18 protein-coding genes are annotated in these 24,230 nt (G+C 66.4%); 9 read left to right on the top strand and 9 right to left on the bottom strand.

Annotated features, from left to right (window positions below):
- Nucleotides 1-55: 55 nt before the first annotated feature.
- Nucleotides 56-1,015, bottom strand: a complete 960-nt coding sequence (locus tag AO501_RS13605; RefSeq protein WP_231752481.1) for a magnesium transporter MgtE N-terminal domain-containing protein — start codon at nucleotides 1,013-1,015, stop codon at nucleotides 56-58.
- A gap of 141 nt (nucleotides 1,016-1,156) precedes the next feature.
- Between AO501_RS13605 and AO501_RS13600 the strand changes: the two genes are divergently transcribed.
- Complete coding sequence (locus AO501_RS13600) at nucleotides 1,157-2,746, top strand: serine/threonine-protein kinase (protein WP_055578225.1); 1,590 nt, start codon at nucleotides 1,157-1,159, stop codon at nucleotides 2,744-2,746.
- Between the two features lie 5 nt (nucleotides 2,747-2,751).
- On the opposite strand, the gene AO501_RS13595 is transcribed toward AO501_RS13600, so the two are convergent.
- Nucleotides 2,752-3,513 (bottom strand): M15 family metallopeptidase, encoded by a 762-nt coding sequence (locus AO501_RS13595; protein ID WP_197419835.1) that lies wholly within the window; start codon nucleotides 3,511-3,513, stop codon nucleotides 2,752-2,754.
- Between the two features lie 22 nt (nucleotides 3,514-3,535).
- Entirely contained in the window at nucleotides 3,536-6,172 is a 2,637-nt protein-coding gene (gene adhE, locus AO501_RS13590) for a bifunctional acetaldehyde-CoA/alcohol dehydrogenase (RefSeq protein ID WP_063892868.1), read from the bottom strand.
- A 176-nt stretch (nucleotides 6,173-6,348) separates the two neighbouring features.
- Here adhE and AO501_RS40210 point away from each other — a divergent pair, with 176 nt between their 5' ends.
- From AO501_RS40210 to mug, 4 genes are all read left to right on the top strand, one after another.
- Nucleotides 6,349-7,074: a PE family protein gene (locus tag AO501_RS40210; RefSeq protein WP_082658610.1), complete on the top strand. Its 726-nt coding sequence runs from the start codon at nucleotides 6,349-6,351 to the stop codon at nucleotides 7,072-7,074.
- 100 nt (nucleotides 7,075-7,174) lie between these two features.
- The gene (mtnA, locus tag AO501_RS13580; protein ID WP_055578223.1) at nucleotides 7,175-8,140 is read left to right on the top strand and encodes an S-methyl-5-thioribose-1-phosphate isomerase; all 966 of its coding nucleotides are present in this window, start codon (nucleotides 7,175-7,177) and stop codon (nucleotides 8,138-8,140) included.
- A gap of 33 nt (nucleotides 8,141-8,173) precedes the next feature.
- Nucleotides 8,174-10,771: a flavin-containing monooxygenase gene (locus AO501_RS13575; RefSeq protein ID WP_055578247.1), complete on the top strand. Its 2,598-nt coding sequence runs from the start codon at nucleotides 8,174-8,176 to the stop codon at nucleotides 10,769-10,771.
- Nucleotides 10,768-11,274 carry a G/U mismatch-specific DNA glycosylase gene (gene mug / locus AO501_RS13570; protein WP_055578222.1) on the top strand — a complete coding sequence of 169 codons (507 nt, stop codon included), beginning with the start codon at nucleotides 10,768-10,770 and terminating at the stop codon, nucleotides 11,272-11,274. The genes AO501_RS13575 and mug overlap by 4 nt, the downstream gene beginning before the upstream one ends.
- Here the strand turns inward: mug and AO501_RS13565 are convergent.
- The 4 genes from AO501_RS13565 to AO501_RS13550 all read right to left on the bottom strand — a co-directional run bounded on the left by AO501_RS13565 (nucleotide 11,271) and on the right by AO501_RS13550 (nucleotide 16,708).
- Nucleotides 11,271-12,371 carry a ferritin-like domain-containing protein gene (locus tag AO501_RS13565; RefSeq protein WP_055578221.1) on the bottom strand — a complete coding sequence of 367 codons (1,101 nt, stop codon included), beginning with the start codon at nucleotides 12,369-12,371 and terminating at the stop codon, nucleotides 11,271-11,273. The two genes, mug and AO501_RS13565, sit on opposite strands and share 4 nt — an antisense overlap.
- Before the next feature lie 123 nt (nucleotides 12,372-12,494).
- Nucleotides 12,495-13,715: a formylglycine-generating enzyme family protein gene (locus AO501_RS13560; RefSeq protein ID WP_055578220.1), complete on the bottom strand. Its 1,221-nt coding sequence runs from the start codon at nucleotides 13,713-13,715 to the stop codon at nucleotides 12,495-12,497.
- A 133-nt stretch (nucleotides 13,716-13,848) separates the two neighbouring features.
- Nucleotides 13,849-15,933 (bottom strand): DUF7159 family protein, encoded by a 2,085-nt coding sequence (locus AO501_RS40205; RefSeq protein ID WP_156452538.1) that lies wholly within the window; start codon nucleotides 15,931-15,933, stop codon nucleotides 13,849-13,851.
- A 136-nt stretch (nucleotides 15,934-16,069) separates the two neighbouring features.
- Nucleotides 16,070-16,708: a cutinase family protein gene (locus AO501_RS13550; RefSeq protein WP_055578218.1), complete on the bottom strand. Its 639-nt coding sequence runs from the start codon at nucleotides 16,706-16,708 to the stop codon at nucleotides 16,070-16,072.
- Between the two features lie 69 nt (nucleotides 16,709-16,777).
- Between AO501_RS13550 and AO501_RS13545 the strand changes: the two genes are divergently transcribed.
- The 3 genes from AO501_RS13545 to AO501_RS13535 all read left to right on the top strand — a co-directional run bounded on the left by AO501_RS13545 (nucleotide 16,778) and on the right by AO501_RS13535 (nucleotide 20,154).
- On the top strand, nucleotides 16,778-17,539 hold the full coding sequence (locus AO501_RS13545) for an alpha/beta hydrolase family protein (protein WP_055578217.1): 762 nt from the start codon (nucleotides 16,778-16,780) through the stop codon (nucleotides 17,537-17,539).
- Between the two features lie 67 nt (nucleotides 17,540-17,606).
- Nucleotides 17,607-18,215 (top strand): TetR/AcrR family transcriptional regulator, encoded by a 609-nt coding sequence (locus AO501_RS13540; RefSeq protein ID WP_231752482.1) that lies wholly within the window; start codon nucleotides 17,607-17,609, stop codon nucleotides 18,213-18,215.
- A gap of 58 nt (nucleotides 18,216-18,273) precedes the next feature.
- On the top strand, nucleotides 18,274-20,154 hold the full coding sequence (locus AO501_RS13535) for an alpha/beta hydrolase family protein (protein ID WP_055578215.1): 1,881 nt from the start codon (nucleotides 18,274-18,276) through the stop codon (nucleotides 20,152-20,154).
- Here the strand turns inward: AO501_RS13535 and AO501_RS13530 are convergent.
- Both AO501_RS13530 and AO501_RS13525 read right to left on the bottom strand, forming a co-directional pair.
- A complete protein-coding gene (locus tag AO501_RS13530) occupies nucleotides 20,151-22,760 on the bottom strand; it encodes a LuxR C-terminal-related transcriptional regulator (protein WP_055578214.1) in 2,610 nt (869 codons plus the stop codon). The genes AO501_RS13535 and AO501_RS13530 overlap by 4 nt on opposite strands.
- 104 nt (nucleotides 22,761-22,864) lie before the next feature.
- Entirely contained in the window at nucleotides 22,865-23,062 is a 198-nt protein-coding gene (locus tag AO501_RS13525) for a hypothetical protein (protein ID WP_055578213.1), read from the bottom strand.
- A gap of 115 nt (nucleotides 23,063-23,177) precedes the next feature.
- On the opposite strand from AO501_RS13525, the gene AO501_RS13520 reads away from it, so the two are divergent.
- Nucleotides 23,178-24,203: an AbrB family transcriptional regulator gene (locus AO501_RS13520; RefSeq protein ID WP_055578212.1), complete on the top strand. Its 1,026-nt coding sequence runs from the start codon at nucleotides 23,178-23,180 to the stop codon at nucleotides 24,201-24,203.
- Nucleotides 24,204-24,230: the final 27 nt, after the last annotated feature.

The raw sequence follows: 24,230 nt of genomic DNA, 5'->3' as shown, positions 1-24,230 counted from the left end.
GGACCGACCACCGCCAGCAGTCCGCCGAGGGCGAGCCGTTTGCGGTGCGGCCGCCTCAAGGCTTCGGCCTCTCGGCACCCCTACCTTCGGCTGGTGCGTGACGCCGGCGAGGCCAAACTTGCGAGCGCAAGAAGGGTCTGTCCAGGAGCGTGGGCGACCCTGCGAGGCGGTCCCGCCAGCGGGTCGCGTGATCGGCGGGCATGGCGGCTACGGTTTCGGCGGCATTAGTGCGGGCCATCGCCCGCAGCACCCGCTCCCCCACGTCCGGGTGGCTGGCGCGGATGACCTCGGCGGCGAAGCGGGGGCCCCGGGCGGTGAGGATCTCGGTGGCCGACTCGGTGTCGAGTCGGCTCACCAGTGCAGCAAGTCCTCGCGCGTCGAGGTGGTTTACCGCCGATCGTGGGGTTGCGAGCTGCACGGCATGACCCCGCTCCGAGGTCAGGTGCAGGTCGGTCCACGCGAGGGCATCCTCCCCGGCGCGCGCCGCCAGTCGGCGCAGGCCGAGCCGCCGCAGCACCCCGCCAAATCCGACCTCGACGCCGACGAGCTCGAGCCGGTTCTGGCTGGTGCGGGCGAGCACCACTTCGGCGACCCGGGCCAGTCGCTGGCCCACTACGTCGATGACCTGGGTGTCGAGCACGTCGCGCCCCAGCAGGATCTCGTCGTCTCCCAGCGTTTCGGTGATCGAGGTGATCGCGAATGTGGCCGGATCATCGGTGCCGTGCGCTAGCACCAGCCCCGTGTGCCGGAAACTCTCGACCGCGGCCCACGGCGACAGCAGGTCCGGCGCCCCGTGGCGCTGCACGAGGAGTCGCTTAACCAGGCACGGCCCGGGCTGCTCGCCCAGTTCGACAGTCAGGTCGGCAAGGCGGCCGACCACACCCCCGTCGGGACTCAGCACTCTTTGTCCGGTCATCCGGCTGAGCAACAGCACCCCAGCAGCATGCCCGAGTGACGGGTGTTCGGCGCACGTTGGGGCGACCTCGAGCCAGAAGTTCGCGCGCACGATCTCCATTGGCAACACTCTGCAGACTGCGTGCGCTCGGCTCGCGCCAGATGGCCACGGCACCCAGGGACAATCGGCCCTACACCCATCCGCGATGCAGCGACAGAATTACAGGCCCGGGCAAGAACTCGGTCGACAAGAGGCGAGCGGATGGAAACTGCGCAGACACCGCCGGGGTCCCTGGCTGAGGGCAAGCCATTCGGACGCTACCGGTTGATCGAGTTGCTGGGCCGCGGCGGCATGGGCGCGGTGTGGCGAGCTTATGACACGGTGATGGATCGGACGGTGGCGCTCAAGGTGCTACCGGAAGAATTCGCCAACGACGACGTCTATCAGGAGCGGTTTCGCCGAGAGGCTCACGCCGCCGCCGGACTCGACGAGCCCCATGTGGTGCCGATCTACGACTTCGGGCAAATCGAGGGACGCCTATTTGTGACCATGCGGTTGATCAGGGGCCGCGACCTGCACAGCATGCTGGCGGACGGCCCCCTGCCGCCGGCACGGGCACTGGCGATCATCGACCAGATCGCCTCGGCGCTGCACGCGGCGCACCGGATTGGGTTGGTGCACCGCGACGTCAAGCCGTCGAACATTCTTGTCGCCGAGCACGACTTCGCTTACCTGATCGACTTCGGCATCGCCCGCGCCGTCGGCGAGACGTCGCTGACCAGAGCCGGCACGGTGATCGGCACCTGGGCCTACATGGCCCCCGAGCGCATCAGCACCGGCCAGAACGATCCCCGCGGCGATATCTACGCCTTGGCCTGCGTGCTGTATGAGTGCCTGACCGGGCTGCCGCCCTTTCCCGGTAAAAGCATTGAGCAACAGATCACCGCTCATCTGACCATGCCGCCGCCGAGGCCATCGATGATGCACGCGGGCCTGCCGCCACAGCTCGACCAGGTGATCGCCACCGGCATGGCCAAAGACCCCGGCCAGCGCTACGCCACCACCCTGGAGTTGGCGAGCGCCGCCAAGGACGCCATCACCACCCCGGCGCTGCGGCCCAACCCGTCCCCCGCAGCGCCGACCATGGCCGCACCGCACGTCGTACTGAACACCGAGTTGCAGCGCCCGCCCGCTGGGGTGATCGGTGACGCCGCGCCCACCCAGTTGGGCAGCCCGGGCGCGCCGAGCCACCCGGGCCTGCCAGTGCAGCCTCCGGAAGGTCCGCCACCGCCAGCAGGTGCTCGCCGCCGCGGGTTTTCGACGCGCGGCAAGGCTGCGATCGGCCTCGGGGCTGCCGCCGTGCTGGCCGCCGTGATTGTGACCACCGCCGTCATTGCGGGGGGTAACGGCGCCGGCAAGCATTCCGGCGTGGAGGCATCGGGCTCCGGTGCAACGTCATCCGTCTCCAACCCCGTGACTACGCCTCCCACGTCATCCTCCACCGAACCGACCGAGACGACGATGTCGTTGAGCGGCAGTTGGTCTGGACCCGTCTCCGGCGACCAATCCGGCTTCGACGTCACCGCCGACATCGTTGACGGCGCTCAGCTCACCGGCACCGTCAGCTATCCCCAACTCGGCTGCGCCGGAACATGGACCCAGCATGGCGTCGGCGACAACGGGGCGCGGTTGATCTCCGAACGGATCACGCGCGGCAAATGCGTGCCGGCGGAGGTCACTCTCACCCCGCGCAACGACGGCACGCTTTCCTACATGTCCACTTACTACGCGGCGTCACAACACCGGAACTTCACGATCTACGCGACCATGCGCCGTTCGGCGATCGGATAACCGGCTCAGTTGACGGGGACGTTGATGATCGGGCGCTCGACGTTCGCGGCGGGACCGTCGAAGTGCCACCACTCTCCTGAGTAAGTAGTCAGCCCACCGGTGCCCATGACTTCGCGGAGCCGGGCGCGGTTGGCCTGCTCGTTTTCGCTCACGCCCTGGGTCGCGAATGCATCTGCGCGAGAGGAGAATTCGTCGAAGTCTGTGCCCATGTCGGTCAGGCACAGACTGCCCACGCGATTACCTGGCGGGCACTGTTCTTGGGCGTTCGCAATTGTCAGGTCAACCGAGCGCCCCGCCTCGTGGCTGCGCGAATACGGGCCTGGGCGGGCCACCCAACTGGCGTCGGGCACCGCCTGGAACATCCGCACCTGCACGTCGTGCGGCCGGTAGCAGTCCCAGAAGACCAACGCTTCTCCCTGATGCAGAGCCCCGGCCGCCGCGGCCAGGCCCGGCGCCATGGATTCGTGCACCAGGCACCGGGCATCGGCGGGATACAAGGGCGCATGCAAGAAATTGTTTGACGTCGAATACCGGAGATCGATGATCGCATTGGGAACGGCCGTCCGAACGTCGACGAATCCCACTGCGCCCGCCTCTAGGGAAACCGGGGGCACGGCGTTGGACGTGGATGCGGGAGTGGGGCCGGTCGCGGTCGCACCAGAGGCCGGCGTGACGGTTGTCGAACCCGGCGTCGGGGGACCACCTCCTGGCGAACCGCAGCCTGCGCTGCAAGCCGCGGTGATCAGAGCGATAGCGAGCCGTCGCACGATGACCCATTGGCACTCGGCATCAGTCGGGAGCTCCGTAATACCCCAGCCGCAGCAACTCCGTAATCTCAGTGACCAGAGGCATCCGGGGGTTCGTCCGGTTGCTGAGGTCCTCAAACGCCGTCATCGCCAGACCCGGCAGCGCCGCGAGGAACTCCTCTTCGGCGACGCCCATGTCCCGCAGCGAGCGCGGCATCTCGACACGACGCAGCAGATCCTCGACTCCCCGGAACAGCCGGGCGCGGCTGTCGTCGGCTTCATGGCCGCCGAAGATGAGCTGACCGATCTGGGCGTACTTGTCGGGGGCGATGTAGGCCGAGTAGCCCGGAGCCGGCATGAATTTGCTCGGCAAGCCCGAGTTGTAGCGGAGTACATGCGGCAGGAAGATTGCGTTCGCCCTGCCGTGCGCGATGGCGAACTTGGCGCCGACAGCATGGGCGAGCGCATGGTTCGTCCCGACGAACGCATTTGAGAACGCGAGTCCGGCCAGGGTGGCCGCGTTCGACATGTCGGTGCGCGCAGGCAGATCGTCAGGGTCGCGATACGCCCTGGGCAGCGACTCGAAGATCAGGCGTGCCGCCTGTGCGCACAGCGCGTCGGTGTACGGCGACGCAAAGATGGAGACCGCCGCCTCCAGCGCGTGCGTCAGCGCGTCGATACCGGTGTCCGCGGTCAACACCGGCGGCATCGACGACGCCAACTCGGGGTCGATGATGGCCAGCTCAGGCACCAGGCTGTAATCGACCAGCGTCTCCTTCTTGCCGTGCACGGTCAGCACCGCTGCCGGCGACACCTCCGAACCGGTGCCCGAAGTCGTTGGTATAGCCACCAATTGGAGACGGTGCCGGTCCGTCGGATAGTCGGCCACCCGTTTGCGGGGGTCCAGGAAGGGCATGGTCAACTCGTCGAGGGACTTCTCCGGATGCTCGTAGAACAGCCGCATCGCCTTGCCGGCATCGAGCACCGAACCGCCGCCCACCGCGATCAGGACATCAGGTTGCACCCGTTGCAGCAGCTCGACGCCGCGGTGGATGGTCGTCTCGTCCGGCTCCGGAGTCACTTCGCTGAACACCTGTACGTGGCGGGCGCGCATCTTGCCGCGCACCAGGTCGACCACACCTCGCCCGTCGCTCACGGCATCGGTGACCACCACGACGGTGTCGCAATCGAGGTCGCGCAAATTCTCCAGCGCACCGGCGTTGAAAAATGTGTTCGACGGGACCCGGAACCACTGCGGCGGGGTGCGACGTTTCGCCACGGTCTTGATGTTGAGCAACTGCCGGTAGTTGACGTTCTCGGTCGTACTGGACCCTCCCCACGTTCCGCATCCCAGCGAGAAGGTCGGCGTCAGGTTGTTGTAGACCCCACCCAGCGCCCCTACCGCGGTCGGTGCGTTCACCAGGATCCGTCCGGTACGCACCGCCGCGCTGTACGCGTCGATTACCGCCTGATCGGTGGAGTAGACCGCCGAGGTGTGGCCCAGGCCGCCGTGTTCGGTGACAAGTACCGCCACGTCGATGGCGTGCTGAACGTCGCGCGCCCGAACCACACCGAGGACCGGCATCAGCTTTTCCTGCAGCAGCGGGTGCGCGGCGAGTTCGTCAAGGTCCGCCGGCAACGGGGCCAGCAACACTTTGACCGTCGGCGGGACCGAAAATCCGGCTCGCGCAGCGAGTTCCGGCGCCTTCTGGCCCAGCGCGTCCAGCGAGATCTTGTCGCCGCAGCCGAACGCGAACTGGGTTATCGCCTCAGCCTCGTCGTCGGTGAGCAGCCGCGCACCCATCCGCTCGAACTCGGCGATCATCGCGTCGTACACCTCGTCGTCGATGACGCAGGTCTGCTCCGCGGGGCAGATCACCGACGAGTCAAAGGTTTTCGAGATGAGGATGTCGACGACGGCACCCTTCACGTCGGCGGTCTTGTGGACATAGATGGGGGCATTTCCCGGGCCGACGCACAGCCCCGGCTTGCCGGTCGCACTCGCCAGCGCCACGATCTTCGGTCCGCCCGTCACCCAGATGAAGTCGACCTTGGGATGTTTGAAGAGATAATGCGTCACCTCGTGGGCGGCGTCCGGGATGACCTGCAGCGCACCCACTGGCATCCCGGCAGCTTCGGCCGCCTCACGCATGATCTCGACGCTGCGCTCGCAGGACCGGACCGCATACGGCGACGGCCGGAACACAATGGCGTTGCGGGTTTTGGCGGCGACGATCGCTTTGAACAGCACCGTCGACGTCGGGTTGGTCACCGGGGTGATCGCCAGCACCAAGCCGATCGGTTCGGCGACGCGGACGATGTTGTTCTCAATGTCCTCCTCGACGACACCCACCGACTTCTTGTCGCGTAGATAGTCGTGCAGGAATTCGGTCGCCACATAATTCTTGACGACCTTGTCCTCGAAGACTCCGAACCCGGTTTCTTGGATCGCCAAGCCCGCGAGTTCGGCAGCGGCCCGGAGCCCCGCACGCACCATCGCCTCGACGATCCGGTCCACCTGGACCTGATCGAGCTTGCGGAATTCGGCGGCCGCGGTCGCGGCGGTGTCCACGATCGCATCGATCTCCTTGCGGCGGTGGTCCGCGTTCTGAGACTCGGCGCCGTCGCCGGTGACTTTCGCGGCCGCGGCCTGCGAAGCCGCCTCCAATTTCGTTGGCATGTGCGAAACCTTCCTCGTCGACTGCCGCTGCCATCTTCAGTCACCTCCGCCGCAGCGGATAGAGGCTTAAGTCCGTGCCGATAGCGCTTGAGATACTTAGAGCCGAAAGTCCCTAGTCGACGCTCACGCGACCGCGCGACGCTTCTGATATCGATGACGTCGGTCGGGGAGTGAAGATGTCTGCAGTGATCGCGGCGCCGCAATTGATGGAGGCGGCTGCGACAGATTTGTCGGCTATCGGGTCAACGCTCGATGCGGCGCACATCCTGGCGGCGGCCCCGACTATCTCTGTCCTGCCTGCTGCCGCCGACGAGGTGTCGGCAGGTATTGCCGACCTCTTCTCCGGGTACGCCCGGGACTATCAGAAGCTGGCCGGGCAGGCGGCCGCGCTGCACCAACAGTTCGTGCAGCACCTGACCGCCGCCGCCGTCTCATACGCCGGCGCAGAGGCTGCGAACGTCGCCCTGTTGCTGCAGCCTTTACTGTCGGCCGAGGGCCCAGTTGTCGGCCCCGCCACCAGCACCCTGGACGCTCTCTCGTTTTATCTGGGCGAGATGTCGCGCCGCTTGAGTACGATCATCAGCAATTCGCCGGCCTTGTTCAACAGCCTGCTTCAGGAAATCATCGCGAATCCCACCGGGACTATTTTTGTTTTACCCGCATTTCTGCTGATACCGCCTCTCTTAGTTCTCGCGCCCATCGGACCATTGGTGTTGATACACGTGTTCCCAACGTTGGCGAACTACCTGATGAGCCTTGCTTACACATTCTTTCCCTTACTGGGACCCAACCTTTTCTGGTCCATCGGCTATCCGTTGTTAGCGATTTCCCTGGCGATTCCGCAAATACCGCTGTACCTCTTGTATCTCCTCTACATCGTGACTGGGGGCGCGTTGGTATGAAACTGGCCGGGCAGGTGGCGGCATTGCACCCTGCTCTTCGACCATTCATCCAGCGATCGCAGTCGGCGTCAGCCCCCGGTCCGCGAGCTAGGGTCGACACGTGCGCAGGACCATCGACTGGGACGGCGACGCGGTCACGATCATTGATCAGACCGCCTTGCCGGCTGACTACCGCGTCCTGCGCCTGCACAAGGTGGACGAACTGATCGACGCGATCCGCCGTCTGGCGGTCCGGGGTGCCCCGGCGCTCGGCGCAGCTGGGGCGCTCGGCGTCGTACTCGCGGCGCGCGAGGGAGGCGACGTCCGCGCCTCGGCCGACCGGGTCGCCAGGGCGCGACCGACCGCCGCGAACCTCAGTTGGGGAGTGGCGCGCGCCCTGGGGAAACTCGACGGAGGCACCGAAGCCGTACTGGCCGAGGCACTTTCGATTCTCGACGAGGACGAACGCCTGAACCGCGCCGCCTCGGGCCACGCCGCGGAGATCGTGCTGGGGCTCTGCGAACGCAGACCATTGCGCCTGCTCAGCCACTGCAACGCCGGCCACCTCGCCACGGTGGCATGGGGCAGTGCCCTCGGGGTGGTCTGGCATCTGCACCAACGCGGATTGGTCGAATCGGTGCTGGTGGATGAGACACGGCCGCTGATGCAGGGCTCACGACTGACGGCGTGGGAATTGGCGCAGGCAGGCGTGCCCTACCGGGTGCAGCCGGACAGTGCCGCGGCCGCGGCGATGGCACGCGGCCTCGTCGACTGCGTCCTGGTCGGGGCCGACCGGATCGCCGCCAACGGTGACGTCGCCAACAAGATCGGCACCTACGGCCTGGCTATCGCGGCGCGCCATCACGGCGTGCCCCTCGTCGTAGTCGCGCCGTCGTCGACCGTCGACAACTCGCTTGCCAGCGGCGCCGAGATCGCCATCGAGGAACGCGCGCCCGACGAAATCAGAACGTACGCCGGCGTCACCGTCACTCCGCCGGACGCGGACGCCTTCAACCCGGCTTTCGACGTGACGCCGGCCGAGTTGATCACCGCGGTCGTCACCGAAAACGGGCGATTTCACCCCTAAACAAAACGCCTACGAGTGGTCATGATGATTCACATGTCTGATCAACACTCCAACCCCGATGTCGTGGTTGTGGGCGCCGGCTTCGCCGGCCTGTACGCCGCTTACCGCCTTCGGCTCGCGGGTCTGTCAATGCGGATATTCGAGGCCGGCGACGACGTCGGCGGCACCTGGTACTGGAACCGCTACCCCGGCGCGCGGGTCGACATCCCGAGCCTCGACTACATGTTCAGCTTCGATGCCGACTGGGCGCGGGACTGGCAGTGGTCCGAGAAGTACGCAACGCAGCCGGAGATCCTGCGTTACCTGAACCACGTCGCCGACAAGCACGATCTGCGTCGCGACATTCAGTTCGGCACCAGGGTCACCCACGCTCATTGGGACGACAACTCGTCCGGCTACCGCGTGCGCACCGATCGCGGCGAGGAGATCGGCTGCCGTTACCTGGTGATGGCGACGGGTTGCCTCTCGGTACCGAAGGATCTCGACATCGACGGCGTCGAAAACTTCACCGGCGAGACGTATTTCACCAGTCGATGGCCCCATGAGCCCGTCGAATTCACCGGCAAGCGCGTCGGCGTCGTCGGGACGGGTTCGTCGGGCATTCAGTCGATTCCGCTGATCGCCGCGCAGGCGTCGGAAGTGGTGGTCTTCCAACGCACGCCATGCTTCTCGATTCCCGCGCAGAACGGTCCCATTTCGCCGGACAAGCTCGCGGAGATGGCGGACGAACCGGCGTACCGCCAGGCGGCGAAGTACTCCTTCGGAGGCGTCCCGGTGGAGCGCACGATCACCCCGGCCTTCTCGGTGTCCGCCGACGAACGCCGGCAGCGCTACGAACGCGCCTGGCAACGTGGCGAACTGCTGGAAGTACTCAACCTCTACGCCGATGTGATGAGTAACCCGTTGGCTAACAAGGAATTTGCCGAATTCATTCACGGTAAGATCCGTGAGATCGTGCGCGATCCCCGGACGGCCGAGGCGCTGTGCCCCAAAACGTATCCGGTCGGCGCGAAGCGGCTCTGCCTGGACACCAACTACTACGCCACGTTCAACCTGCCCCATGTCCGCTTGGTGAATCTGCAGGATCAGCCGATGGTCGGCGTGACTGCGACCGGAATCGACACGGTCGGAGAATCTTTCGAGTTCGACGCGATTGTGTTTGCCACCGGCTTCGACGCGATCACCGGCGCCGTCGCGGCGATCGACATCGTCGGCCGGGACGGACTCGCGCTGAGGGACAAATGGTCCGAGGGTCCGAAGACCTACCTCGGCCTGATGACCGAGGGATTCCCCAACCTGTTCCTCATCGCCGGCCCCCAGAGTCCCTCGGTACTGTCGAACATGGCGGTGTCCATCGAGCAGCACGTCGATTTCGTCGCCGACGCATTGACGTATCTGCGCGACCACGGCTTCGACCGGATTGAGCCCACCAAGCTCGCCGAGGCGGGCTGGATGCAGCACGTCGACGATGCCGCATCCATAACCCTTTTCCCGCAGGCGAATTCGTGGTACGTCGGCGCGAACATTCCGGGCAAGCCACGTACCTTCATGGCGTATGCCGCCGGGGTCGACTTCTACCGGGTGGCCTGTGATGAGGTAGTGGCCGGCGACTACCTGGGCTTCGCACTGTCCGGGCCCGGCCACACGCAGTGCAACGACGGCGTGGTGCGCCGCCTGCAACCCGACGTCCAGATGGTGCTGGAACAGATGGCGCTGCTGGAGTTGCCGCCGCTGGAGTCCATGCCTGCCGAGCAGGCGCGCGCCTTCATGAACGAGATGAACCTGACCCGCCCACCGGGCCCGGACGTCGGCGAAGTCTTAGACGGGATCCTGCCGGGTGCCGCGGGACCCCTGGCTTACCGTCTGTACCGGCCGTCGAGCCCGGGTCCCCATCCCGTCGTCGTGTACTTCCACGGCGGCGGTTGGGTTCTGGGCGACCACACGTCAGACGATCCGTTGTGCCGGGATCTGTGCGCGCGCAGCGACGCGCTCATCGTGTCGGTGGACTACCGGCATGCTCCCGAGCACCGTTTCCCGGCCGCGCTCGAGGACGGCTGGGCGGCGGCGCGATGGGTTGCCGAGCACTCGCAGGAACTTGGCGGCATTCCCGGTCGCCTCGCGGTGTGCGGTTGGAGCGCCGGCGCCGGGATCGCCACGGTGGTCTGCCAGATGGCCAGGGACACCGGCTGGCCGACCATTGTCGGCCAGGCGTTGATCACGCCGGTCGTCGATTCGGATCTGAGTCGCGGCTCCTACACTGAGAACGCCGACGGCTACGGTCTCACCGCCGCGTTGATGCGGTGGTTCTTCGATTACTACGCCGACCCGGAGGTGCGCAAAGACCCGCGAATCGCACCGCTGCGCGCGCCCGACCTGTCCGGCCTGCCTCCGGCGATCGTCGTCACAGCGGAGTTCGACCCGTTGCGCGACGAAGGCGACTCATACGCGAAAGCGCTTGCCGCGGCAGGTGTTCCGAGCCAGCACGTGGCGGCCCGCGGACACACACACCTGTCGCTGACCATGGTGGACGTGGTGGTCTCCGGTGCGCCGATCCGGGCACAGATCGCCGACGCACTGCGCGGGTTCTTCGCAGCCGACAACGCCAAGAGCGCGGCGCTGGTTCAGGGTTGACCGGATACGACGCAGACGTTTTGGCGCACGGCCTCAAGGTCGTCTTCTGCGGGATCAACCCTGCTGCCACGGCAGTCGCCGACGGTCATAACTTCTCCAACCGCAGCAATCGCTTCTGGCCGGTGTTGCACCTCGCCGGGTTCACCGACGTCCGTCTGCGGCCGCAGGAGGAGCGCTTGCTGCTCGAATATGGCTGTGGCATAACCGCTGTGGTCACCCGGGCGACCAGCCGGGCAGACGAGGTATCGCAGGAGGAGTTCCGGCGGGCGCGTCCGGAATTCGAGGCGAAGATGCGCCGATACGGGCCGCGGGTCATTGCGTTCCTAGGCAAGCGCGCCGTCTCGGCGATGACCGGTGATTCCAACGTCGGCTGGGGTCGGTATGCCGATCGCTTCGCGGACACAACGGCTTGGATCCTGCCCAACCCCAGCGGGCTCAACCGTGCCTTTACCCTCGACGGCCTGGTTGCCGCCTACACGGAGCTACGGCGGGCGGTGATTTAGCTCGCGCCCGCCGCGATCACCTGGTCCACCTCGAGGGCCCGCTCGGCCATCTCGGCGTGAGCCTTGTCCAGCGCCTCGGCCTGATCCTCGTCGGCCTTCATCAGCGCCTCGATGTCGAAGCTGGCCATGTCGTGAACACCCATGTCCCGGAACGCCTTCTGCACCTTGTCGCCCCACAGCCCGATGTCCTTGACGATGGGCACGATGCGGCTGAACAGGTGTGAACGGAACTGGACCATCAACGGGGAGTGGTCGACCCACTCAGCGCATTCCTTCACGTTCATGCCGAGGGTCTCGAACACCTCTTCGCCGCGGAACCGGTCGCGCATCAGGTAACAGGCGTCGACGACGAACTCTTCCCGCTCGTCGCGCTCGGCCTCGGTCAGCTCGGAGTAGTAGTCCTTCAAGGAGATCCGGCCGAAGGCGACGTGGCGGGCCTCGTCCTGCATGACGTAGGCCAGCACCTGCTTGGCCAGCGAATCCGGCGCTGCCATGTCACGCAACACCCCGAAGGCGGCGAGGGCGAGTCCTTCGATGAGTACCTGCATGCCGAGATACGGCATGTCCCAACGCGAGTCGCGCAAGGTGTCGTCAAGCAGCGCGGTCAGGTTCTTGTTGATCGGGTAGACCATCCCGACCTTCTCCTGCAGGAACCGCGAAAACGCCTCGACGTGCCGGGCCTCGTCCATGGTCTGGGTGGACGCGTAGAACTTGGCGTCCAGGTCCGGTACGACTTCGACGATCTTGGCCGCGCACACCATCGCGCCCTGCTCGCCGTGCAGGAACTGGGAGAACTGCCAGGCCTGGGAGTGTCGGCGCATCTCGGCGCGACGCGCTTCGTCCGCGGCGTCCCACATCGGGCTGCCGAACAGCGGATGGAACTCGTCGGGCAGCCCTACCGGGTTGTACGGGTCGACGTCCTGCGCCCAGTCGATCCGCAACTGTGCATCCCATTGCTTGTCCTTGCCCTTTTGATACAGGGAAAGCAGTCGGGCGCGCCCCTCGTCGTACTCCCAGGTGAAGTGCGCGTTACCGGCGCTGGGGACATCCCACGAGTAGGGCGTGGGCACATCCGTGTACTTGTCCCGCGTGGTCATGAACTGCCACCTCTCTGCCCGGTGTGACCAGTGGTCATATGACGAGTATCACACCACACTGCACCTCGTGCGGCACGTCGTCAAGCGTGACCGGTGACTCCGCTCATTCGGGGACGGTTGCTGTCAGCGCGGGGGCAGGTCGGCGGCCAGCCGTACCGCGTGGATGGACTCGTTGGTGCCGCGTTCACGGCAAGCGGCATGAAGCAACACCACCTCGCCGCCCTGCCACGGCCAGCAGGCGAAGGCGCCGCCGCGCACCGTGTCAGGCCGGTCCTTCGGCTCCCACGCGTCGGAGTCCGATGGCGCACCGGCGTAGTCGTCGTGCCATCCGTCGTCCACCCACTCGCCCCAGCCCGGAGCCGAAGTGCCGAACCGCGTGTGAGCTTCCTCGGGCTGACCATCGACTGCCCGCGCCGTCCACTCATCGGGCGGTTCATCCCCGCAGATCCATGACTGCCGCCCCCCGGCGCGCGCGATCCATTCCCACTCCGCCTCCGACAGCAATCGCATTCCGGTTGCCGACACTGTCTGCGCTGCCTGCCAACTGTCTTGCCGAAGTACCCCGTGCGCGTTCGCGGTGTCGCCCCCGATCGACCAGATGGCGGCATGGCGGTCCAACAGGGGTGTTTCAGCGCAGAGGAACGCCGCGACCCTCACTTCATGAGCTGGGGCCCACGACCGGGCGAAAGATTCCACACTCTCAGCAACTTCGTCGCCGAGTTCGGCGAGATCGGCCAGTTCGTGTTCGGCGATCCCCATTGTCATTCGCCCGGCCGGTACCACGACGAAGATCAGATCGCCGCGCTCGAAGCGGATGCGCACCACATTGTCGTCCGCAGCGGGAACCGGCGACCAGTCAGAACCCAATGCTGCCGCCAACTCCGCACTGAGGCGCTGGCACTGCGCACCGTCGTTGAGTTCATCGGCGGTGAACTCAGGCCACTGATCGGCGGCCGATGCACGCTGAGAAGGTGGTCGCGGTCCCGGCGGTTCCGGTGGGAGCTGGTTGAATACCACGTCATAGACTTCCGCTTCCCAGCTCGGTTGCGCGTACGACGGCGTTCCGGGTGCGACGGGCGGCGGGTGCCACTGGGTTTGCGGCAGACAGCCAACAGCAACGGCGACACGATCCTGCGCATCGGCTGACAGCTCGTCGAAAACATGTTGCGGATACTGCAGCTTCGCCAGATAGTCGGCGGCCAGCTCCTCCGAGGTAGAAAGCGACGTGTCTATCGGCGCGGCCAGCTGCCAGTCCGCGAAATTGCCTGCGATAGCACGCAGCTCATCGACTCCCGCTGCCGAGATACCTTCGACGAAGTTCGGCCATCTTCCCCTTGAGGACACAGGCGGGCATGCTAACAGCCGATTCATCACCTGATGGCGATGAGGTCGCCCGATTCACGCTGCGCCACAAGCGGATACATGAATTCATGTACAGAGGCGCGGTGGCCCGCCGCCCCAGGGATTGCCGCGGCAGCTACCTTCTGCCGCCCCCGGAACTACCACTGCCTCCGCCGATGGAGCTGCCTCCACCGATGGAACTACCGCCGCCGATGGAGCTACTGCCACCCCCGGTCGAGCTGCCACCCAGCGAGCCGCCACCAAGTGAGCTACCGCCCAGAGAGCCGCCCCCGAGTGAGCCACTTCCACCACCCGATGAACCGCCGCCTATCCCCGACGGTCCGGTTCCGGCGATTCCGCCACTGCTTCCGCCGAGCGGTCCCCCACTCCCACCGAATGGTGCACCGCCACCGCCGGTAGTGGACGCCGGCTCCGGCGCCGGCGCAGTCAGCGAACCCGGCAACTGAGGTGCTGCCGGCGGCACGTCCTGAGCCGGTACAACGACGCCCGGCCCGGTGGGAATAGTCGGAACCTCGAGGATCGGACCGCGAACCGTGGGAGTCTCCAAACCGGGAGCCACCGGCACCTCGGGCGCTGGAAGGTTCACGGGCGGTTGGATTTCGGGCGCATGGACTGGCGGCGGAGCCACCGGAGCGGGCCTGGGCGGCTGCGAGACGGGCACATACGTCGGCGGTTGCGTCACCGGAACCGTGGTCGGCGGCTGCGTCACCGGAACCGTGGTCGGCGGCTGCGTCACCGGAACCGTCGTCGGCGGCTGCGACACCGGAACCGTGGTCGGTGGCTGCGACACCGGAACCGTGGTCGCCGGCGGCGCGGTGGTTACCGGCTGCGTCGTCGGCGGTTGCGTCACCGGCACCGTCGTCGGGGTCTGCGTCACGGGCGCAGACGGAAGCTGGCGCGGCGGCATGCTCGGCACAGCACTCGGTGGCTGCGCCACCGGAAGCGGCAGCAGCAGAGGGTAATTGGGGTAATCGGCATCTGGGATCCTTGGCGGCAACGCGTCAGGCATCAGAACGGGCAACGCAAGAAGCGCGGGCGGTGCGCCCGGTGAATCACCGGCTATCCCGGCGGGGGGCTGGGGAATCGAAGCATCCGAGGGTGGCAGTTGGACGACCGGACCCGACGGGCGCATCGCGACGGGTCGAGGCGCCGGGGCGACAGCCACCGGCGCCAAGGGCAGCAACGGGGTCGGCATGATGCGATTCTGACCAGGGACGTGGTGCAGGCCAACGGCCGCCGGGCGGATACCGAGTGCAAGTGAAACTTCAAGTGCCACAACGGCAGTAATCAGAGTCACCGCTCCGACGCTGCCCAACAGCAGCACCGGTCTGCGCTGTTGGAGCGTTTCGCTCACACCGGCTTCTTCGCTCGACGCAAGCACCGTCGTCGGGGCGTCCGTGTCTGCATCCGGCGAGACGCTGTAGGCGAAGTTCTCCTCGGTCGGAACGTCCATGCGACTCAGCGTCACCGCATCGGGACATGCCTCCACCACATCGGCAACCCGTGCGTAGGCGAAGCCTTCGGTAGCCAGAGCGGACAGCGACCCGTGGACGGACGCCAGCGCGGCTCCGCGCGCCAGCGCCGTCTCCGGCTCTTCTGGCACGCTCACTGCCAGGGAGGTCACCATCTCCAGATGACGCTTGAGCGGCGCGACGTCCACGCCGGAGCCGATGACGAAAGCACCGTCCGGCCGCGCGGTGAGCGCCTCAGCCCACCCGGCCAGCACGCTCAGCGCCGGCCCGGCATCGACGCCGTCCAGCGGTTCGTCCCTGAGGTCGGCGACCGCTCCCTCGGCGACCTCGATGACGGCCATGGTGGCGCTCCCGGGTTCTACGAAGAGCATCGCCATGCGCTCATATCCGATGGCCCGCCCGACCGCCTGAGCCAGCGTCGTCGCGGCGATGAACGGTGGCGCGAGGGTGACGTTGCAGACCTCGTGTGCCGCCAGCGCCTCGTCCAGGCCGCACACGTCGAATTCGTCGGTCCATGTGACGCCGATGGATATCACCTGGTTGCCGGCCGCTGCCGCAGCCTCGCGAGCATCCAGTATCGCCGCCATCAGGTGATCGGTTGCTGAGCCGGCCCTGACGTCGACCGCGAACTCCCGCTCCTCGACGGCGACGCCATCCGCGTTTTGTCCCTCGACCAGCATCATACGAACGGTTGTAGGTGTCATCGACAGCCCGAGTACGATGTCCACTTCTTCTCCAAATGCGTTAGCCAACGAGTCCCGGTCCAACCACAGAAACCGCGACACTCGCAGATTTAAAATATCACCGCATCTGATTCGTTGCTGTACTCAACAGTTAGGTATTAGCTGAGAATTCTGCTCGGCGCTACAGCTTGCCCGCCACGAAACCCGCGGCCTGATCCACCAGACCGGAGTCGATATAGGACGGCTGCAGATGCGACGGCCAATTCGTGCCCCTGCCGCAGATCGGGTCCCCGGCCGCGCACTGGTCGATGGTCTTTCCGGCGAAGGCCGGCGACAGTCCCCGGGTGCCGTTACCGAACAGCGCGACGGCCGCGACGTGCTGGTCGACACCCGGCGGCAGCACGTTGGTGAACCCGAACAGTGGACGGCCTCCGGTCACCAGGTCGGCCACCTCGGCACCCAGCGAATAGCCGCCGAGGACGATACGCGTATTCGGGCAGTCTCTGGCCATCGATTGCACGTGGGCGCTCATGTCATTGGCGCCGGTGCCCGTGGTGATGTTGGCGGGGTAGTTGACGCCGTAGACACCGATCGACATCCGCGTCTTGCCCCGCAGCGAATTCACGAGGGCATCACCGACGGCGCCGACGCCGGGCGGCTCCTCCCGGCCGCGAGCGAAAACCACTTCGGCGTCGGGACAGGCGGCCGACGCTTTGGGAAGTAACGGCCCCGGGCCGACCGACAATCCGAAACCGAGCAGAACGGCAGTCGCCAGGCTGAGGGCAACATGCGCGCCTGGCGTCATCGCGACAAGCCTCATGAAGCGATGCTACGGATCTGGCCGACAATGTCGAACCGTTCGAGCCGGCCGCCGTGTTAGATCTTCAGCATGGGCGAACGTGTCACGTTCCAAAGCTCGACGGGGCCGAACCTCGCGGGGATCATCGACGTGCCGGACGGAGCGGTGCGCGGCTGGGGAGTGTTCGCTCACGGCTTCACGCTCGGCAAAGAGTCGCCGGCCGCTGCGCGCATCTGTAAACAACTCGCCGCCGACGGAATCGGCATGCTGCGCTTCGACGCGCTGGGTCTCAGTGGCTCGGAAGGAGATTGGGGCGACGGGTCGTTCACCGTCAAGGTCGACGACATCGTCGTGGCATGCAGGTTCATGACCGAACGCGGAACCCCGGCCGACATACTGGTCGGGCACTCCTGGGGCGGCGCGGCCGCACTTGCCGCCGCCCGGCAGTCGCCGGGAGTGCGGGCGGTCGTCACAGTCGCCGCGCCGATCGACCCGAGTCATGTCGAAAAGCATTACGACGCAGTGGTTGACCGCTGCCTGTCCGAGGGCAGTGCCGAGTGGATGGTCGGCGGGCGCACGCTCACCCTGAAGCGGGCCTTCGTCGAGGACGTCCGCGCGGCGCATCTGCACGACAAGATCAAGGGTCTGCGGCTGCCGTTGCTGATACTGCACTCGCCCACCGACAACACGGTTGGCATCGGAAACGCGACCGAGATCTTCCGGTTGGCCCGCCACCCGCGCAGCTTCGTCTCGCTCGAGGGCTCGGATCATCTGCTCACCGCTCGGGGCCAGGCGCGCCGGGCCGCCCGCATCATCGGCGCCTGGGCCGACGCATACCTGGACGAGGATTAGTAACTTGACGCCTCCTGTCACTTAGTGACACATTGGTGTTGTCACTAAGTGACAGGGGGTGGAGGACATAGCGCACGGCGAAGCCAGGTTGCAGGTATCCCGCCACGCCTGCGAACTGTTCTGGCGGAACGGGGTATCGGGAACGACCGGCGACGACATCGCAGCTGCCGCAGGGCTTTCCACTCGGACAATCTGGAGGTACTTCCGGTCGAAAGAGAGCTGCGTGGAACCGGTGCTCGCCAAGTCGACGCACCGGTTCATCGCAGTATTGGACCGGTGGCCGCGTGAATTGTCGCTGGGCGAACACATGGCCGCCGACGCGGTCGCGCACCCGTTCACCGAACAGGACATCGCCGACGAGGTCAGTGCGATGCGAATTGCCAGCATGACGGCGTCGGAACCGGCGCTACGCACCGCCTACCTGATGGTCCACGACGAACTCGAGCGAGGCTTCATACCCGTCATCGCCAAGCGACTGCGGATGAACCGCGACGATCTCACCGTGCGACTGTGCGCAGCGGCCGTGACCGGTGCGTTGCGGGTGATCGACGAGGACGTCAGCATCGCGGTTGTCGCGCACGGCGAAAAGGTCAGCCCGCAGCAGACACTCGCGCTGATCGACCGGGCGATTCTCGACGCGACCAACGGACGCATCGGCGGTCCCATCACCCAATAGATCAAAAGTCCCTGCACAACAACCGAATTCACCGCACGACGAGCATAGGAGTCGCCGCATGGCACTGCCCGAACCGATCTCTGTCGAGGACTTCTTCCGCCCGCCCGTCCGCGCCGGAGCGACCATCTCGCCCGACGGAACGCGGATGGCGTATCTCGCCCCGTGGCGCAACCGCCTGAACGTGTGGGTCCAACCGCTGGACGAGAGCGAGCCGGCGCGCTGCGTCACCGCGGACGACACCCGTTCGGTGTTGAGCTACGAATGGGCCGACGACCCCCGGTGGCTGCTCTACCTGCAGGACAGTGGCGGCGACGAGAATTGGCACATCTTCCGGGTCGACCTGGAGGATCCGGGGGCCTCCGCCGTTGACCTGACACCCTTCGAAGGCACCAAGGCGATCTTCGAGATCCCGGGCGGACTGTCCGGCAAGGCCATCGTGTACCTCAACAAGCGCAACGTCGCGTTGCTGGACGCCTACGAATTGGACATTGCCACAGGCGAACTCACCATGCGCGCTGAGAATCCCGGGCAGGTCGCGGGATGGCTCAGCAGCCGTGACGGCGATCTGTTCGCCGTGGCACTGACCGCCGCCGGCGACGTTGAAATCCACCGATGGGACCCCGCATCGGCCGAGCTACGGCCGATCGCCACCTATGACGGCGCCGACTACACGCTGGGCGTTTTCCCGATGGTCGTCACCCCTGACGGAACGGGAATCTGGATCGGCTCCAACGAGGGCACCGACCGCACCCGACTGGTCCGGCTTGACGTGGTCAACGGCACGGAGACGGCCGTGGACAGCCACCCCAGCTTCGACCTGGACGCCAGGGGCCTGGTCATGCCGCTCGTGCCGCAACCACTGATCCAACACAGGCGCACGGGTGAGCTGCTCGGGGCACGCTATCTGGGTGCGCGTCAGGTCATCAGGCCGCTCGACCCACTGTTCGCCGAGGTCCTGGCGAACTTGGAGAAGCTGTCCGAGGGCGATATCGGAGCGTTGTCCTCCGACGAAAGCGGTCAGCGATGGATCGTCAGCTTCAACCACGACCGGGACGCCGGACTCACCTACCTCTATGACCACTCCACCGGCCGAAGCAGGCTGCTGTTCCGGCCTTTCCCACACCTTGATCCCGCGCAGTTGGCGCCGATGACGCCCGTGACGATTCCGTCCCGCGACGGACTGGACCTGCCGTCATATCTGACGCTGCCCGTCGGACTGGAACCGAAGGGCCTGCCGATGGTGCTGCTCGTCCACGGCGGACCGTGGGCCAGGGATTGGTGGAGGTTCGACCCGGAGGCGCAGTTCCTCGCCAACCGCGGGTATGCGGTGCTGCAAGTCAACTTCCGCGGGTCAACGGGGTTCGGGAAGGCATTCGTCAAGGCCGCGGTCGGGGAGTTCGCGGGCAAAATGCACGACGATTTGATCGACGCGGTGAACTGGGCAGTCGAGATGGGTTACGCGGACCCGGCGCGGGTAGCGATCTTCGGCGGTTCCTACGGCGGCTACGCCGCACTGGTCGGCGTCACCTTCACCCCGGAGGTATTCGCGGCGGCCATCGACTACGTCGGGATCTCCAGCCTGGCCAACTTCATGCGCACACTCCCGGCGATCGCACGGCCCCACCTCGCCAACAACTGGCACCTGTTCGTCGGCGACCCGGAAGATCCCGCGCAGGAGGCGGACATGCTGGAGCGCTCACCGATCACCAAGGTGGAACGAATTCAGACGCCGTTGCTGGTTGCGCAGGGCGCCAATGACGTTCGCGTAGTCCAGGCCGAGTCCGACAATCTGGTGGAGGCGCTGCGCGCCCGCGGGGTCGAGGTGGAGTACCTGGTCAAGGAAGACGAGGGGCACGGTTTCCTCAACCCTGAGAACGTCATTGACTTGTTCGACGCCGTGGACCGGTTCCTCGAACAACATCTGGGCGGACGGGACTAGGCTCGCGGTTTCAACAACGCTGCGAGCTCTTCCCGGCTCGAGACACCGGTTTTGGTCATGGCCCGATAGATGTGACCTTCAACCGTGCGCACCGACAGTGTCAGACGCTCGGCAACCGCGCGGCTGGGCAGACCCTCTCCGAGCAACATCACGATCTCCCGTTCCCGCGACGTGAACGGTACGGGCACGCTGGCTTGACGAAGCACCGGAGTGACCGCGCCGCCGCACCGCTCGGCCAGCGCATCGGCACGCGTCGAGCAGCTCAACGCAGAGCCTCGTAAGTCTTTGTTGCGGAACGCAATCGCTGCGTGTGCCGCCGCGTCGAGCGCCGCAACAAGGTCACCCATGGCCTCGAAATCCGCTGATACAGCTATCAACTCGGCTCCGTTGCCGGACGCCAGCGCGGCGGCGAACCGGGCGGCCACGCCGACCCGCGGGCCCTGCACCAAGCCTAGGAGTTCACCTAACCGTGCCGCCGACGACCCGGTGCCGAATTGCGCGGCGGTCTGCAGACACAGCACCTCGGCGGCGAATTGACCATTTTCACGGCAGGTTTCGGCCGTTTGGAGCGCGATCTTGATCGCATCACTGAGCGCACCCTGGCACGCGGTCACCCACGCGCGCGCCAGATCACGCTCGTAGTTCACGAATCCCCAACTTCGATGGCGCTCCGCCTCCAGTGCCCGCAGCGCCGCGTCCGCCTCGTCGACAAGGCCGCACATGGCCAGTGTCGTCGCGAGCGGGATCAGGTAGCGGTACCGAAAACCGTTGGAATCGCCGCTGAAAAGCTCTACGACAGCCTGCAAGTGTCGCCTGGCCTCAGCCAGGCGCCCCGATCCGGCGGCGGCCCGGCCCATGATCGCGGCGCCCAGGAGCTGGGCTACGCCGGGAACGTCGACGGTCTGCTCGCGCGCCTGCTGAGCAAGGGCACTGGCACTCGACAAGCGACCACTGAGCAGCAGCGCACCGAGGTGCCGGTCGGCGAGGATCAGCCTCATGTGGGCAGCGGTGGACGTCCGCTGCACGCAGGCGTAACCGACTTCAGCCACCCGGTCCGCCTCGGCGCCGTTCCCCGCATCTCCATGGGCGACAACCAGCGCCCACGCCGCGGCCGAACTGATGATTCCCGGCAGGCACTCCAGGTCCACGGTCTCCCCCAGGGCTATCGCCTTGGCGGGTTGCGCCATCGATGCCCAGTAGACGGTCAGGTAGGCATCGCTCCAGCTGCGCGTGGCCGGCGTCGCCAACTCTGCGGCTTCCTCGAACAGCTCCCTGGCGCCGTCGGGGTCTGCCAGCCCCCACAGCCTGTTGAAGCCTCGGTGACCAAGCAGGTACAGGCGATCCTCTTCCGAGAGACCTTCGGTGGGTGTCGCAGCCACCGCGGCATCGGCCTCCGCACCGCGGCCCTGCCAGGCCAGCGCGAACGATCGGATGTTGTAGGCCGGCACGCCGCATCCGGCGCGAATCGCCGCTGCCGCCAGGCGGTCCGCCAGCGGAGCGTCGGCCAGGAACATCGCGCCTTCCGCGGCTCGGAGGAGTAGTTCCCCGTCCGGCACCAGGTCGGAGTCCACAGTCAGCACGGCGCGGCGCACCACGGTTCGCACCTCGTCGCGATCCTCACTCGCGGCCAACTCGGTGGCCACTCGGCCGCGCAGTCGGCGCAACCGGGTAGCCGCGGCCCGCGACCGGCGCAGCTCGCCATAGAGCGGATGGGCAAGCCGGACTTCCACATTGCCGTCGACCGGACCGATCGCAATCAATCCCCGCACGTCGGCCTCCTCGATGGCGCCCGGTTCCACCAGTCGCGCCAGGGACTGCAGTTCGACCGGCTCTCCCACCGCCAGGGTGTCCACGACATCGCCCACCGCGGCGGGCAGCGTCCCCATCCGCGACTCGATCAACTCGGCCAGACTGGGCGGCACCACGGGATCGCCGGTCCATCGCCAATAGCCGTGGCGTTGCACCAATCGGCCATCGGCCCGCTCCTGCTCGACGATGTTGCGCAGGTAGAGCGCATTCCCCCGGGTTAGTTTCCAAAGCCGTTGTGAGACATCAGGATCCACCGGACCATCCAATGCCTCCGATAACAGCGTCGTTGTCTCGCCGGCAGACAGCGGCTGCAAGTCCAGCCGCTCGAACCCGTCGCTCCACACTTCCTGCAGGGCGGCGGAGAGCGGCTCACCGCTGCGGACCGTCAGCACCACTTTCGCCGACCGGCGCTGCACGATCTGATGCAGCACGAACACCGACAGGTCATCGAGCAGGTGTGCGTCGTCGACGGCGATGACGACCACGGTTTGTTCGGTTGTCGCCGTGAGCGACTCGATCACGTCGCGGACGAGGTGAACCAACTGGCCGTCGCCCGGCCCCGGCAGTCGCACCCAGGCGGCAAATGCCCCCAGAGGAATCGATCGGGCGGACGCGCTGGCAACAGCCCGACGGGTGACGCACCCAGCAAGCCCCGTGACTGCGTCACCCGCCAGCCGACTCTTTCCGACGCCGGGTGCACCACAGATGAGCACCCCCGGCGTGCGCGGATCAGATATCGCGGCCTGGACGACCGCGATTTCCTGTGCCCGGCCAACCAGCGGCCATGTCAGACGCACCCGGTTAGCGTAGGAGAGTCGGCACAGCCTCGCAGTCGAACCGCTTTCTGCGGGGGACTGTCTGAGTCGAGGCACGTTGCGTTTTCTTCGACTGAGACGGTTTGTCACAGCGCGCGAAGCCGGAGTGCGGCAAGTTTCGCTTCGGCGACCCGATAGAAACCGTCGAGGAAGTCGTTCTCGACGCCGACGTATTCGCAGATCACCTCGTCCGCGACGCCGGCGTCGCGCAACCGCAGCGCCAGCGAGTACGGCAACGGCAATCTGCGCAGCGCGTGCTCACGCTCGGTGAGTTCCTCGGCCATCGGCCCAGCGTGCCCCGGTGACGACGGCCCCGACTGAGTAGTCCGGTACCTAATCTGGTCGTCGCTGTTCTGCGCTTCAAGAATCCGCCAAGGCGGTTGCTGAACCCTTCACACCATGAACCCGATTGACCTTCTCATCGTCGCCGTTGTCTGCGGGGCCTTCGCCTGGTCGATGGCGCGGTATGCGCCCAAGACCGTGCCGGGAATCGGTCTGGCCGCCCAAGGCGTGCTCGGCGTCTACACCGGGCTGATGGTGCGCGACATCTCCTTCGACGCGCTGGGGTCGCACTGGCCGATCGTCATAGCGGTGGCCGTCAGCACCCTCGTCCTCAGCGTGGCGGGCGGTGCGTTACTCGGCCTGCACCGCGACATCACGCCACTGACCGGTGGCCTCGCACTGGTCGCCGGCGGCTCGGCCGGGCTGGTCGCCATCGCACGCGAACTCGGCGGTGATGATCGCGTCGTCGCGGCCGTCCAGTACCTGCGCGTTGCCATGATCACGGCCGCCATGCCCATCGTCGCCACCGCCTTCTACCACAGCACTCCCTCCCACGCCGAGCAGGTCAGCGAAAAAACCTTGCTGCCTTGGTATTTCACACTTCCGTTGCTCGCAGCCATCGTGCTGGTCGGCGCGGTTGCCGGACGCCGGCTGCGGCTGCCCGGCGGCGGGTTGATCGGCCCGATGGCGATTACCATGGGACTGGAATTCGCCGGACTGGCCAACGGCCTCGCCGTTCCGATGCCGGTGTTCCAGGCCGGAATCGTGCTGATCGTGCTGCAGACGGTACTGACACTGGACCGCGAGTCAATGCGGGCTATTCGCCGGATCCTGCCCGGCGCGTTCGCCCTGATCATGGTTCTGAACGTGGTCGCGGCCGGCCTGGGGGTGGTCCTGGCGCACTCGGCAGGACTCAGCATGCTGGACGGGTACCTGGCGACCAGCCCGGGCGGTGTCTACGCGGTGCTGGGCACCGCAGCAGGCTCGGGTTCGAACGTGACGTTTGTGATGGCGTCCCAGGTCATCCGGGTGGTGCTGATGCTGGTTGCCGCACCGTTCGTGGCGAAGCTGTTCATCCGGTTCACCCCGCAAGGCACGCCGGCGGTGCAGATGCGCCCGGAACTGGTTCCCGTCACCGCCTGAGCAGGGCATCGGTGAGCGCCCCGGTGA

It is taken from the genome of Mycobacterium gordonae (assembly GCF_001417955.2).
Lineage (GTDB): Bacteria > Actinomycetota > Actinomycetes > Mycobacteriales > Mycobacteriaceae > Mycobacterium > Mycobacterium gordonae_B.
This window is presented reverse-complemented; position numbering and strand designations above follow the sequence as displayed.

Bases quoted from the DNA above. Each gene is read 5' to 3' on its own strand.
- AO501_RS13605 (WP_231752481.1), bottom strand. From the start codon at position 1,015: ATGGAGATCGTGCGCGCGAACTTCTGGCTCGAGGTCGCCCCAACGTGC.
- AO501_RS13600 (WP_055578225.1), top strand. From the start codon at position 1,157: ATGGAAACTGCGCAGACACCGCCGGGGTCCCTGGCTGAGGGCAAGCCA.
- adhE (WP_063892868.1), bottom strand. From the start codon at position 6,172: ATGCCAACGAAATTGGAGGCGGCTTCGCAGGCCGCGGCCGCGAAAGTC.
- AO501_RS40210 (WP_082658610.1), top strand. From the start codon at position 6,349: ATGTCTGCAGTGATCGCGGCGCCGCAATTGATGGAGGCGGCTGCGACA.
- AO501_RS13575 (WP_055578247.1), top strand. From the start codon at position 8,174: ATGTCTGATCAACACTCCAACCCCGATGTCGTGGTTGTGGGCGCCGGC.
- AO501_RS13565 (WP_055578221.1), bottom strand. From the start codon at position 12,371: ATGACCACGCGGGACAAGTACACGGATGTGCCCACGCCCTACTCGTGG.
- AO501_RS13550 (WP_055578218.1), bottom strand. From the start codon at position 16,708: ATGAGGCTTGTCGCGATGACGCCAGGCGCGCATGTTGCCCTCAGCCTG.
- AO501_RS13545 (WP_055578217.1), top strand. From the start codon at position 16,778: ATGGGCGAACGTGTCACGTTCCAAAGCTCGACGGGGCCGAACCTCGCG.
- AO501_RS13535 (WP_055578215.1), top strand. From the start codon at position 18,274: ATGGCACTGCCCGAACCGATCTCTGTCGAGGACTTCTTCCGCCCGCCC.
- AO501_RS13525 (WP_055578213.1), bottom strand. From the start codon at position 23,062: ATGGCCGAGGAACTCACCGAGCGTGAGCACGCGCTGCGCAGATTGCCG.
- AO501_RS13520 (WP_055578212.1), top strand. From the start codon at position 23,178: ATGAACCCGATTGACCTTCTCATCGTCGCCGTTGTCTGCGGGGCCTTC.